Source organism: Cyclobacterium jeungdonense (genome assembly GCF_010994275.1).
In the GTDB taxonomy this organism is placed as follows: Bacteria; Bacteroidota; Bacteroidia; order Cytophagales; family Cyclobacteriaceae; genus Cyclobacterium; species Cyclobacterium jeungdonense.
The window spans coordinates 234,986-248,337 of sequence record NZ_WMCD01000003.1; the positions used below are offsets into that span (position 1 = coordinate 234,986).

The following is a 13,352-nucleotide window of genomic DNA, read 5'->3' on the forward strand; positions in this document are numbered from 1 at the left end:
TTTTTGAAATTTCCTACTGATTGGTTGTGTGATAGTCTGGGATTTTCCACAACCTATTGTCAGCCATGTGTCAGGATTCCTATCAAGTGCCAGGAAGCGGTACAGGGACGGTTAGTCCGTTTAAAATCAATAGGAAATAGGGAAAATGCAAAAAAAATACCCCAATCGGGGTATTTTATGTTGAAGCCTCTTTATGTACCTTTGATATGGGTGATTAAGCAACTTTTTTAACTTATATTTTGCAATTTACTTAAGGGGCATTTTAATTCTACTTTTTAGCCCTTTTTCTTATTTCTGCCAGGCCAAACTTATTTCATCAGGGGTTTTCATCCTATCTGCCAGGCGAGAGTACCTTGCAGCCAAACCCGCCAGGTATTCCTGTGCTTTGGCGGCCACATCATTTAATCCTGTTACTTTTTCTACGTCCCAAAGTTTGACCAAGTGGTCGATAATGCGTGCATAATCCCAACCAGTATAAATACCTACCTTTTGGGTAATGGCTGAAAACTGGTCAAATAGGGATGGATTTTTACCTCCTTCACCCATTAGAACTGCTGGCATGACAATTTGTTTACGCATCATTTTTTCAAATGCGAGCATGGCTCCGTTAGGATCAATCTGGAAAATTTCCGTCATAAAGCTTTTATAAGCCTTCTCATGCCTGGCTTCGTCTCCGGCAATCTGTTTGCATATTTTCCCTAACACTAAATCCCCTGCTTTGTCCGCCAGTTTACCTGTGTTGACGTGGGAGATTTTTGTTGCTCTTTCCTGGAAGGAGGTATAGATAATGGCCTGGTAGGGATCTTTTTCAGATCTGGGATCAAATCCGTTGTAGATTAACCGGTGAATGGTCTGCTCTACTTTCCTCATATCGGCACGACCGGAAAGGTAAAGGTATTTGTTCAACAAATCTCCGTGCCGGTTTTCTTCCGCTGTCCATGCTTTTGTCCATTTTACCCAGCCACGTTCACTCGTCAGGGAGCCCTCATCATTGATACCCTCCAGCATGTTGAAGTAGGTTTGATAGCTTGGAAGGGCTTCCTCTGTAATCATATTTCCGACAAGGGAAGTAATGATCGTATCAGGTATGCCAGCGGCCCTCTCCCGCAAGAGTTTCACCTGATCCAGGGCATCGGGCTGGGACATATCCGGAAGAAAATCGGTGGGCTGCCAACAATCGTCCGGATCCATTAGTGTGGTTCCGACGGTTTTGGTGACAAAATCATCTAGCTGACTAATAACTTCAGCATTTTTTTCAAGTTCGTAGTTGATATTTTCTGACTTATTCATAAACTATACGTTCGCTTTAGGATGTCAATTTGTTTTTTCGTCAAAAACAATAACACCTTATCTACTCTCCAATTTTACAACAATGACGATAGATAGATGGTAAAGGCTACTATTTTATAGCAACTTAACTTTCCATAACTAGTTAACGAAAACAGTGGAATATTCATTCATTCTTGAAAGAATATTCGATAAAATCGTTAGTAAGAAAGTTTGTAGGCTGCCACTTTATTTTTAAAGAAGGTAGGTACCAAAACGATATTTTCGTCAGGGATGAATCCGATATCTGCCGTATTGGATTCCTCTGCCGTGGTATCTAAAATTTTAGTAGCTTCACCGTTTTGGATAAGGAATATTTCCCCCCCCCATCTGCTGGCAATAAACGTGTTTTCATCGATCACGATCAATCCGTCTCCACCCGTCACTTCAGCATTGATAATTTCAAAACTTCCATCACTGCTATATTGTTTCAAACCTTCACTATCCAACCCATATACCGTTCCATCACTTCCTACCTGAAGTCCATTGATGCTGTTTTGATCGGTGGCAAAGGTGTGGATGTTGCCTTCTTCCAGGTAGTGGATGGTATTGGTTCTCATGTCAGAAAAGTAGACCTTTTCGCCATCACTGGCGGCGTCATTTAGAAAAACGGCATCTTCAATCTCAAAGGTTTGGTTTATTTCCCCGGTAGCGAGTTCTACCTCTACCAGGCGGTCGATATCGGTTACGTAAAGAAAATCTCCCTTTACGACCATTCCTTTTGGAGCGTTCAGACCAGTAACCCAGTCTCTTTCCAGAATTTCTCCATCGATGCTTACTTTTGACAGGGAACCCACACCATCTTTTTCATCCGGTCCTCCCTCTATATTAGCTACGTAAAGAACGCCATCGCTTTCTTCGTAATGGACGGATTCGTTGGTAGTAAGGTCTTCGGATGTTTCCCAAAGTAATTCCATACTCGGCTCCTGTTGTGTATTTTCCGAAATGGTTGTTTCCTCACGCTCCTCGTTGGTGGAAGAGGGGCTGCAGCTAATCCCCAAAAACAGGAGAATGCCGAATGCATAAAGGGTAGGTGTACCGGGGTTTGTTGAATACTTCATGGGTGTAGTATTTGGTTAAAGAACAAATTTCGCTAATTTTTTCCTGAATACTTAATTTTCTTTGGAAAATGAATTTTTCAGCACAGTAGGTGAAAACTGAAAGATCTGTATATTTGATTCATAATTTACACATAAGATAACCACTGACAACAAAAATTACAGAAAATGAAAAAAAGTACACAGATTTTAATAGTCTTTTTGATCCTATTGGGCTTTTCTTGCGGTCCAGAGTCCAGTGAAACAATCGACTATACGGCTTTATCGGACGAAGAACGACTGACGATCGCCCAGGAATTAGCCCGAAATACCATTATGGTAGATGGGCATGTGGATTTGCCTTACCGCATGAAAGTGGGAGGATTTACACTTCAGCGGGAAATACTGGATGTTTCTGAAAGGACAGAGGGAGGCAATTTTGATTATCCCCGATCCAAAGAGGGAGGGCTGGATGCGCCCTTTATGTCCATTTATATCCCTGCCCGATACCAGGAAATGGGAGGAGCTAAAGCATTGGCCGATTCCTTGATATTGATGACCAAACGGTTGGCCGATACCTGGCCGGATAAATTTGGCATGGCGTATAGCCCGGAAGATATACAGGCAAATTTTGAAGCAGGAAAAATATCCCTCCCCATGGGTATGGAAAACGGAGCCCCAATTGGGGATGACCTGGATAATCTCGCTTACTTTCACGAGCGCGGTATCCGGTACATTACCCTAACTCATGGTAAAGATAACCTGATTGGTGATTCTTCCTATGACACTACCTACATCCATGGGGGGCTTAGCGAATTTGGTGTGGAAGTAGTTAAGGAAATGAACCGCCTGGGTATAATGGTTGATATTTCCCATGTATCAGATGATACCTTTTACGATGTAATGGAGGTTAGTCAGGTGCCGGTGATTGCTTCCCATTCCTCTGCACGGCATTTTACCCCGGGATTCGAACGAAATATGGGGGATGAAATGATCCAACGGCTGGCGGAAAACGGTGGCGTGATCATGATCAATTTTGGAGGGAGTTTTGTTGATCAGGATTTTCGTGAAGGTAACGACGCGGTACGCGAGCATATCGTAAATTGGCTGGCTGAAAACCAACTAAGCCGAAACGATCCGGAAGCGCAGGAATACATATCCGAATACGTCGCAGCGAATAACCCCTTTCCCTCCGTGCAAAAGGTGGCCGACCATTTTGATCACATCATGGCAATGGTAGGAATTGATCACCTGGGGTTTGGATCTGATTTTGACGGGGTGGGAGATACCTTGCCAACCGGACTAAAGGACGTATCCATGTATCCTAATTTGATAGCCGAATTATTGAAACGAGGGTATAGCAAGGAAGATATCGAAAAAGTTTGCTATAAAAATTTGTTCCGCGTTTGGCAAGCTGTAGAGGAATATGCCGCTAATGCCGGCTGATAGAAAATGAATAAGGGCCACCCGGATCATTCCGAAAGTGGCCCTTTGAATTTTTACTTGAAAGCAATAAGATCGTGCCGCTCGTGCAGAACGAATCAGATTTACGCTTTTGTCATGGAATTGAAAATTTCCAATTGCTCCTGCATGGCTACCACCCGATCGGCAGGTGTGGTACGCGCCTCCAATAGCATCCAGCCCTCGTAATCAATAGCATTGAATAGATTCATGAGTTTCTGGTAAGGATAATCTCCGACATTCAATTCACGGATATGTACCGTGTCCCCAAACCATTGCTTTACAGAATTAAAGTTTGCTTCCAAACCAGGAGGTAGGAGGTCTTCATCGTTGCAATTCCAACACATTTTTACACTATCCTCCGTAACTTGTTCGAAGATAGCCTTCATGTTTGGCAGCTGTTGGGTAAGTTTTCCATGCACTTCGACACGCACCACTTGTCCCAGATCCTTTGCATATGCTCCAACTTCATTGAATGAAGCCGCTATTTGTGCGATGGTTTTTTCTTTTGGAACTCCCTCTGGCAAGCCGTTCGGTTTGACCTTTATTCCGGAAGCACCGATATCCTTGCACAGATGGAGGTACTCCTTAGTGCCTTCTATATTTTGACGAACTTCATCCTGATCTGTATAATGGTAGGCAAAATTAGATCCGTAACCAAGGCAGGTGACCGGACTGTCAGCAAAGCGATTCTTTACCTCTCTCCGTTGCCTGGAGGAAAGGCTGGTTTCCACTCCATGTGCGTGTTCGGTGCGAAGTTCCACACCTAATAAGCCAGATTTTTCACAATTAGCTATTAAGGTTGGAAGGTCCCAATCTTTGCCCCACTGGTAGGTTACCAGCCCCAGTTTCATATTTGATTTTTTGGCAAAAGCAGCCAGAGGGAGTTGTCCCAATGTGGATAAACCGAGTCCTGCCGCCATACTTTTTAGTAGGAAGCTGCGTCTGGAAGAATTAGTCCCCGTCATATTTTTCGAAAATTTAACATTAGCAGTATCCTTATTTTTTTGCGTACTCATCGGCCAGCTCGTTTATTTGTGCATCTGATAAATCCTCAGAAGCCACGACCAACCGGTAATTGAAGGTGGCTGTTTCGCCCTTATCCAAACTAAAATTCAGTTCATTTTTTCCCTCTGAAAAGATTTTTTGACCAAGAGTGTTAGCAGCAAACAAACCATAATCCCGGGCATGCCAATAAGTAGGGTAGCCTACATTGGAGGGATGATCAATAATCACCAGGGAAACGGGCTCTCCGTTAATTTCGCTGGAAAGCTTCATCCATCTTCCCCGGGTACCCCATACATCGCCTCCTTCAATTCCCTCTGAGCTCCGGTAATTACCTTTAACCAAGGTATTATCCATTTTTTCCACGCGGGTTTTGATACCGTGGGAATCGACCAATTCAGTTGGTTTGTCGGTGGGTAATTCCAGCTCCCGGCTTACTCGAATGGCAAACATCCCTTCCTTATTGTCCGTAAAATTCACCTCATCGACGGCGGCCGTGAGGCTGGTGGAGCGGTCAATGATACGTATATCCTCCATAGCGCTGAACGTAAATGTTGTTTCTTCCTCCAGCAGGGTGGTATTGTCTGGAGCTTTCCATAGGGAAGTGGTTTCCAGTACCCCTTTGCCTTTACCTCCCTTTGCTTTTTCTATGGATTGGTGAAAGATGGTTCCGTATCCATCCTTTCTTTCCTGGGGAATGGCCTCCGAATTATTCCAGAAGTCATACCCGTTTACGTCGCCGTAATTTAGCCACACCCCCACGTGATGCGGATGGTCCGTACGATCTCCTTCTTTGTTAATAAGGGGATAGCTTCGGGTCAACATATTCCCTTCCGGCGACATGACAGGCCATAATACGGGCTTCATGATATTGTCCGGATACATGTACGTGGTGAAAAGGTCTCCCCCTACCATGATATCTACTTTTTTCTCTGCCTCATTCACTTTAATTTCAATGGGCTCTTTTTTCATTTTTTGACCGAAAAGCATCGTGCTGCTACTCATTATCAAGATCAATAGTATCGCCTGGTATTTCATCTGTTTATAATTTTTTTTAGCGGTCAGATGGAATCTCGCATGATTAATAATCATCCCACTGTGTGACGTTTTCGTCATGCTCGATTTCATATCGAAATTTACATTTGGACTTTTATAATTAGTTTGTTATTACAAGGTGGAAAAATAAACCTGTCGGATGCATGTATCCAGACAGGTTTATTTTAGCTATCTCCCGAAAGTGTTTGTTAGCTTCCGCCTCGCCACTCAGACTTGGCTGGGAACTTCAAAGCCTTCGCGATAATTCCGGGTCAGCATCTTATCGGCTTCTGGATCGTTCACAAACATCTCTGATTGTGGATTGAATGTAAGCACGCGTTCCAGCTTGTAAGCAATGTTTCCCAAGTGGGCCAAACCGGAGGACAGATGCGCCGTCTCTACCGGTCCGTTGAGGATGGATCGGTCGTGCTTTCTTACTGCCTCAATAAAATTGGCAAAGTGCCCGTCGGTTCCTCCTGCTCCTCGGTCCATACCGGTTCCGGATTCTCCTCCATCAGATCCGGATTTCCCTGGAGTTCGATCCCTACCAAGGAACGATTTGTATTTGTCATATCCATCCACGACAATATACCCCTTGTCTCCGTAGAAAATATTACCCACTGTCGCACCACCTTCTTCATTGGTACACCAAGGCCTTACTTCAAACTGGATGATTTTGTTCTCTTCCGGGTAGTTGTATACAGAAGTGAGCACTTCAGGAACTTCTTTGGCATCGTCCCACAGGAACTTACCTCCCATAGAAGTGATTTTGGTAGGTAGCCCCACGTCCAGTCCCCACATGCATAAATCCGTTTCATGGATACCCTGATTGCCCACATCGCCATTGCCATAATCCCAATGCCAATGCCAGTTGTAATGTACCAGGTTTCGGGTAAATGGCTGCTTGGGAGCCGGACCGGTCCACAAGTCGTAATCGAGGCCATCGGGAACTGGGGAGAATCCTTTGTCTCCTATGCTGGGTCTCCAACGAAATACAATCCCACGAGCCATATACACATTTCCAATATATCCGTCCCGCATTAATTGAACTGCTTCCTGGATGGCGGGGGAGCTTCGTAGCTGAACGCCATGCTGAACTACGCGATCGTATTTATGGGCTGCTTCAACCATTTTCCTACCTTCCCATATATTGTGGGAGCCGGGTTTTTCTACATATACGTCTTTTCCTGCCTGGCAAGCCCAGATAGTGGCCAAAGCATGCCAGTGATTAGGCGCAGCGATACTGATCACGTCAATATCCGGATCGTCGAACACCCTTCGCATGTCTTGTACCAGTGCGACGTCTTTATTATAAGTATCCTTGAAACTTTTTTGCCGCTCGATTAGCAGGTCCATATCCGGGTCACAAAGGGTGGTTACCTGAACGTTTTCCTGGTTCATGAGACTTTGAATGTGGTTTTTGCCCCTTCCGTTTACTCCTAATACTGCTGCATTGACACGGTCATTGGCGCCAAATACGTTTGATGAAAGTATGGTGGGGGCAACGAAGGCCGCAGAACTTGCGATAGCGGATTTTTTCAGAAATGTCCGTCTGGACGATTCATTATTCATAATAGGCTGTATTTGAGTTTATAATTAAATTATCCGTGTAAATTAAAAAATTCACCCGACTGCACATGCCTCCGGGTGAATTTTTTATATGATCGGCATTACTCTCCGATGGCCCGCATGGGGTCTTCGTTGGACATGCCGGCAGGTTGCACCACGTGTGTTAAAGGTACAATGTTATCTTCTGCACCATTGTAGCCGGTAGTCTGATTCAGCGTAGCCTCTACATTTCCTACGAGGTAGGGCTGGTATACCGGCCAGAAAATGTGTTTGGGATCCATGGTATACTTGGTGGTATTATACGTTGCCCATGGTACCTCATCTCGGAAGAAATTGTTCTTCTCCATCATGCGGTCATAGTAGAAACTGTCGGCAGACAGCGACTCTTCGATGTCGTCACCGGAGATGGAGTACGTTTTACCGTTATACGCCATTTTACCGGTTTTGGCCAGAATCACAGAGATTCTGACGAGTTCATCGTGCCGGTATTCTTCACCGAATAACTCTCTATTTCGCTCATCCAGAACCGCTCCGATACCTTCGGTTTGCATATCGGCGATCGTATACATATGGATGGCATTTGCTCGCTGGCGGATGGTATTGATGTCTTCGGCTGCGCCGGCAAGATTATCCTGCCAGAACCGGGCTTCGGCACGTACCAGGTAGGCTTCTGCGATACGCATGATGTACATGTCCATTTTACCACCATCCTGTCTGTCAGGACGTGATTCTAAATTGACTGAGTAGAACTTGTATCGGGGATATCCATACCAACAACGGATGGTATCCAAACAAGTCAGGTTGCCATTATCATCATACAAACGTAGCGGTTGCATGTAATAGGGACTTCCATCGTCTTGAAGGGAAGGATTGTCATACAATACATCTTCCATTTCAAACCAGTTTAGGTCCTTGTGTCGGTAATCCTGCTCGTCAAACGTTCCCTTGAAATTCCAGATTTCGTACTGAGAATAGTTAGTCGGACGGGCAAATCCCTGACCTCTACCCCATTTTTTCATCATTCGGCCCCGTTCATCGCTGGTAGACTGCTGTACGTCTGTTCCGATCCGCGTGGTACCTGGTTCCCATACCCCCAGATTGGTACTGACGAAATTGGGTCCCCAGGCACGAACCCTAGCGGACCTTCCTTGTGATCCCAGGATAAAGGGTTCGTTTACTACCAACCAGATTCCCTCTGGATTGCTGGTTTTCTGGGCGCCATCGTTCATATGAAGGTAATTGACCGCATCAGCGGGTGCATAGCCTGATCTTCCGGGTAATGGATTTCCGGTATTGGGATTATCGGTATTGGCTACTTCTACCTGGGTAACGCCGGAGGGGATCATGTCATCTGTGAAAAGCTGGGATTCCCCACCATTGATCACATCGTCCATGAGTTGCTCGGCATCGGCAAAGCGTTCGTTTAGCATGTAATATTTGGCCAACAAAATCCGGACCGCATCCTTGGGAGCCTGTCCTATTGGCAATTGGCTTTTAGGTTTTACATGTTGTACGGCATATTCCAGATCCACAATCATTTGGTCCCAGATACCCTGCATGTTGAATGCCTTAAAATCCCTGCGCGCTTCCGATACCACATTTAAGGGAAAGGCTACGTTACCAAAATCCATGGTGAGTTGCATGTAGAAAAAGGCACGCAGGAAATAAGCAGAACCCAACAGGTGATTCCTTTCCGCATCGTTAACCCCGTCCGGCCATTCCGGTAAATCGATATAGTCGATCACTGTATTGGCTTTCTTGATGTGGTTGTAGTTGTCCGCATAAAAAGAGCGTGCACGCCCGGCATCATTATTTCGTGCATTGGTGGGCGTGGCATAGGTTCGCAAATCCACGAAGGCATCGGGCTTATCCGTAGCGGATACTACTGAAGCATCGCTCATGTTGCTGTTGAACATCAGCTCCCGTGTATCTCCGTTCCATTGAGACATTACTCCCTGTAAGCCTGCATCCAATGCGGTTTGTAAGCCCGCAGCATCCCGGTAAGTGTTTTCCGGACTCAGAAAAGACAATGGTTTCTGATCCAGGAATTCCTCTGAACAGGAAACGGATGCCAGAAGAAGTATGGAAAGGCCTATTCCTTTTATTTTATTTATATTTTTCATTTTTTGATTCGTTTCAGGTTAATAGTTAATTTCCTCAACCTTTATGTCTAGAAAGTAAAATCCAAACTGAGCGAGTACGTTCTTGGCATTTCTCGAGCGGACTCAGGGTCGCCAAGGCTTCTTTCCCAAGGGGTAAATACAGCCACATTCTCTATGTTCAAGGCCAATCGTAGCCGGTTAGCCTTTATTCTGTCCAGAATTCCGGCAGGGAAGTTGTATCCCACAGAAACGTTTTGTAAACGTATGTAATCGCGGTTCAGCCATTTATCCCCACCGCCCAAGTTGATGGAGTTGATTCGGGCAAAATTGTTTTGACCATTAAGAGGCGTCCAGTAAGGAATGGTGTACCAGTTGTGATTTTTTATGTATTGTTGCGAATTATTGAAGGGCTCGCTCGTACCACCTTTCCAGCCAAATTTACCAAGGAAGACCAATCCCAAATCGAATCCTTTCCACTCAAAATCATTTCGGAAAGTAATGTACCAGGGGTTTTGTCTCAAGCCAAGAAACACTTTGTCATCAATGTCGATATCTCCATCTCCATCCTGGTCCACGAAACGGAAATCGCCAGGGAATAATCCGTATTCTGCTGCTTCGTCCGCTTCGTCCATTTGGTACACGCCATCCAAATCCCAGTCCCAGATAATGTCTTTGTTTTCACCAATAAACCAGCCATTCTGCAAGTCATCGGGCTCTCTTTGCACGAGATTTCCTTGCGAATCCGTCATCGCTATGGGAGCGTTGCCCAGTGTTGTGATTTTATTGACCGCATAGGTCACGTTGAAGTTACTGGTCCAAACAAAATCTGCTCTGGAAATATTGATCGAGCGGATTCCCAAATCAAAACCCCTGTTTTGCAGGTTACCCACATTGGTTTTTACGGATCCAAATCCTGTCAAATCCGGTAACTTCTGGTCGAGTAGCAGGTCACGCGTTTCGGACTGATACATATCCAGCGATCCACTTACGCGGTCGTTGAAAAACCCATAGTCAATTCCGATGTTAAAGGAAGCATTTCGCTCCCAGGAAAGAAAGGGATTGGCAATTCGCGTAATCTCGGTGCGTGGAGCGGCAAAATAGCCACCATCGTAATTCAAGTAAAGGCTATTGCTCAGTTGGGCATAGGCGTTGTAATCTTCCAGTCCGCTACTGTTGCCGTTCACCCCATAGCTTAAACGTAATTTCAAATAGCTAAGGGCTGCACCCTGGGGCATGAAATCTTCATTAGTAATGGTCCAGGCGGCGGATACGGAAGGGAAGTTGCCAAATATATTCTCAATTCCAAACCGAGAAAAACCATCTCTTCTCAAAGAAGCAGAAAAATTATACCGGTCTCCAAATGCATAGTTGATCCTGCCCATCAGGCCGGTTCTGGAATTCACCTCATCATAGGAAGACATGGTAGGATTCAATCCCAGTTGTACCGCATGGTAACCCAGACCTGCCGTTGGCGAGAAATTATTGGTTATTGCTCTGGTTTCCCAGAATTGATTTTTTTCGGTATTATATAGTCCAGTAAAGCTTAAGCGATGTTCACCAAACGCCTTATCCCAATTCAGGATGGTATTGGATTGCCACCTGAAAGAATCGTTGTACCTTCTTTCAGCTCTATCTACCGCACGTTGGGGATTTCCATTTTCATCAAAATCAAACCTTTTTCGCACATCAAACCTAGGGGTATAATCCGTGCGTAAACTAAATCCATAAGGAAGAGTCACTTGGGCATAGAGGGTCGGGTTGATCATAAAGCGAGTATGGCTCCTCGTGTTCCAGGCGGGATCCTGATAGGGGTTGCTGATATTGGAGCCAGCTGCCTGATCGTTTAGATTTTCCCGGATTCTGGGCTCCCCATTCGCCCAAGGCTGATCATAAGGCGAATACACCCGGTAGCCGCCATTATCAATCGCTTCTTGCCCTTCGTCCTGAAAGGTAAACTGAGTGTTGGTACCAATGCTGATAAATTCACCCAGGTTTACGTCCAAGTTTAATCGGGAAGTAATGGTTTCAAAGGTTTCGCCTAATTGAACCGATTCCCTATCGCTATATCCTAAGGAATAATAGTAAGAAACCCGCTCGTTTCGTCCGGAAACACTGATATCGTAATCCTGTCTCACACCGGTGTGGAACAAAAAGTCCTGCCAGTCATAAGTGACACCGTTTCGGTAGTTTTCCAATTCGATATCCCAGAAACCGAAGTTGTTTACCCGGGCCATTCGGATGGCTTCGGGATCTGTTTCGCCTGGGATACCGTTAGCCGCCAACCAATCGTCCTGATACTGAGGATCTATATCGTTGTAATCTCTGAATCGGGTCCAGGGGTCGGTGATGGAGTTCGTAATGGTTTCGTTCATGTCCGTCAACCATCCCAGGACTTCTTCTCCTCCCTTATAGGTTTGCTGCCGTCTGGCTCCGGTAATTATCCCCACTCTTGAGCTAACTGTAATCTGTGGCTTTCCATAAGAACCTCTTTTAGTTGTGAAAATAACCACACCATTGGTAGCTTGTGAACCGTAAACGGCGGCTGCGCTGGCATCCTTCAGTACGTCCACGCTTGCGATGGTATTTGGGTTGATTTCAGCCAGGTCGCCCTGGAAAATCACGCCATCCAAAACAATCAACGGCCTATTGGCGGCTCGTTCATCACCATCATCCGCTTTCATGGAGTTATCGCCTCGCACGTTGAAGTCAGGTACGTTACGGGCATTGGTCGCGTACCCTACGCTCAGGCCGGGAACCGTTGTTCGCAGAATTTCTGAAACACTAGTCGGTTTGTACTTCATCACTTCTTCGGCCTGCACGTTTACCACGGCACCGGTAAGGTCCTTTTTCTTTTGGGTACCATACCCCACTACCACGACTTCATCCAGGGCCTGGGTGCTTTCCTCAAGCGTCACGTCAATGGTCGATTGGTTGTTAACTTGAATCGTCTGGCTCTCGAAGCCAATAAATGAAAACACAAGAGATGCATCATCCGGAATGGTGATGCTGTATTTTCCGTCGATATCAGTGGCAGTACCTATAGAAGTACCCGGAACGGATACGGTGGCGCCAGGTATCGGTTCTCCATTTGAATCCGTGACTGTTCCAGACACGGTTACATCAAAGGGAGTGATAACAGGTGCTGATGTAAGATTCGTATTTGCTGCCAATACAGGCAGGTCATTTGCTAGGTTCTTGAGCCTTCTGTCCAGTTTGTTTTGCGAAGCCATCAGACCCGTGCTTAACAAAAAGAACAGTGTCGCCGCTACTGAAGATTTGGACATCACCAGCCGGCTATTGGGTAATTTTCTTTTCATAATAATTTTTGGGTTAAATTAATTGGATGGGTAATTATCGAAGTTAATTACCAAACTTTTCGTGGTGTTTTACATAGGCATGTCTATTTTGGCTTATCTATACTTTCATTTTAGTGCATTGGTCAACAAATGGACCAAATTTCTTGACTCTAGAAAGGAAGAATTATGCTTTATGGAATCGATTGCACTCACAAGGTAAATGCTAACGGAATCAACCGTTTAAATCGTAATTTTTCCTTTATTCATTTTCTTTGAGATCTAATTATAGAGAAAAAAGATTGGGCAAGAAAATTATTTCGTTTTTTTTTAAAAAATCAATAGTCTAATTTTAAAAATAAGAATTTTAACAAGTAAAATCCATTTCGGTAAAAGATTATTTCGCAAAAATAATTTTAAATAAATTAAAAAGATAGGTCATAAAAACATGAGACCAAATTTTTGTCTTTTGATTTTCATGCGGAGAGTTTTCCATTTCAAATATTGAAAAGGCTTTCGTTAAG

8 protein-coding genes are annotated in these 13,352 nt (G+C 44.8%); 1 reads left to right on the forward strand and 7 read right to left on the reverse strand.

Translation table 11 applies throughout. From position 1 onward, the window contains the following. Window positions 1-288 precede the first annotated feature (288 nt). Window positions 289-1,290 (reverse strand): acyl-ACP desaturase, encoded by a 1,002-nt coding sequence (locus tag GKS34_RS08505; RefSeq protein WP_163384381.1) that lies wholly within the window; start codon window positions 1,288-1,290, stop codon window positions 289-291. 197 nt (window positions 1,291-1,487) lie between these two features. Next, the gene (locus tag GKS34_RS08510) at window positions 1,488-2,387 is read right to left on the reverse strand and encodes an SMP-30/gluconolactonase/LRE family protein (RefSeq protein WP_163384382.1); all 900 of its coding nucleotides are present in this window, start codon (window positions 2,385-2,387) and stop codon (window positions 1,488-1,490) included. Between the two features lie 165 nt (window positions 2,388-2,552). Here GKS34_RS08510 and GKS34_RS08515 point away from each other — a divergent pair, with 165 nt between their 5' ends. Then, the gene (locus GKS34_RS08515) at window positions 2,553-3,809 is read left to right on the forward strand and encodes a dipeptidase (protein WP_163384383.1); all 1,257 of its coding nucleotides are present in this window, start codon (window positions 2,553-2,555) and stop codon (window positions 3,807-3,809) included. 101 nt (window positions 3,810-3,910) lie between these two features. Here GKS34_RS08515 and GKS34_RS08520 read toward each other — a convergent pair whose 3' ends face one another. The 5 genes from GKS34_RS08520 to GKS34_RS08540 form a co-directional block, all read right to left on the reverse strand. Further along, entirely contained in the window at window positions 3,911-4,792 is an 882-nt protein-coding gene (locus tag GKS34_RS08520) for a sugar phosphate isomerase/epimerase family protein (RefSeq protein ID WP_163384384.1), read from the reverse strand. Between the two features lie 31 nt (window positions 4,793-4,823). Beyond that, complete coding sequence (locus tag GKS34_RS08525; RefSeq protein ID WP_163384385.1) at window positions 4,824-5,867, reverse strand: DUF6807 domain-containing protein; 1,044 nt, start codon at window positions 5,865-5,867, stop codon at window positions 4,824-4,826. A 225-nt stretch (window positions 5,868-6,092) separates the two neighbouring features. Further along, entirely contained in the window at window positions 6,093-7,436 is a 1,344-nt protein-coding gene (locus GKS34_RS08530) for a Gfo/Idh/MocA family protein (RefSeq protein ID WP_163384386.1), read from the reverse strand. Between the two features lie 98 nt (window positions 7,437-7,534). Next, on the reverse strand, window positions 7,535-9,556 hold the full coding sequence (locus tag GKS34_RS08535) for a RagB/SusD family nutrient uptake outer membrane protein (protein ID WP_163384387.1): 2,022 nt from the start codon (window positions 9,554-9,556) through the stop codon (window positions 7,535-7,537). 47 nt (window positions 9,557-9,603) lie between these two features. Continuing rightward, on the reverse strand, window positions 9,604-12,852 hold the full coding sequence (locus GKS34_RS08540) for a SusC/RagA family TonB-linked outer membrane protein (RefSeq protein ID WP_163384388.1): 3,249 nt from the start codon (window positions 12,850-12,852) through the stop codon (window positions 9,604-9,606). Window positions 12,853-13,352 lie beyond the last annotated feature (500 nt).

Excerpts from the sequence above, each read along its gene's own strand:
- GKS34_RS08505 (WP_163384381.1), bottom strand. The coding sequence starts at position 1,290 with ATGAATAAGTCAGAAAATATCAACTACGAACTTGAAAAAAATGCTGAA.
- GKS34_RS08510 (WP_163384382.1), bottom strand. The coding sequence starts at position 2,387 with ATGAAGTATTCAACAAACCCCGGTACACCTACCCTTTATGCATTCGGC.
- GKS34_RS08515 (WP_163384383.1), top strand. The coding sequence starts at position 2,553 with ATGAAAAAAAGTACACAGATTTTAATAGTCTTTTTGATCCTATTGGGC.
- GKS34_RS08520 (WP_163384384.1), bottom strand. The coding sequence starts at position 4,792 with ATGACGGGGACTAATTCTTCCAGACGCAGCTTCCTACTAAAAAGTATG.
- GKS34_RS08525 (WP_163384385.1), bottom strand. The coding sequence starts at position 5,867 with ATGAAATACCAGGCGATACTATTGATCTTGATAATGAGTAGCAGCACG.
- GKS34_RS08530 (WP_163384386.1), bottom strand. The coding sequence starts at position 7,436 with ATGAATAATGAATCGTCCAGACGGACATTTCTGAAAAAATCCGCTATC.
- GKS34_RS08535 (WP_163384387.1), bottom strand. The coding sequence starts at position 9,556 with ATGAAAAATATAAATAAAATAAAAGGAATAGGCCTTTCCATACTTCTT.
- GKS34_RS08540 (WP_163384388.1), bottom strand. The coding sequence starts at position 12,852 with ATGAAAAGAAAATTACCCAATAGCCGGCTGGTGATGTCCAAATCTTCA.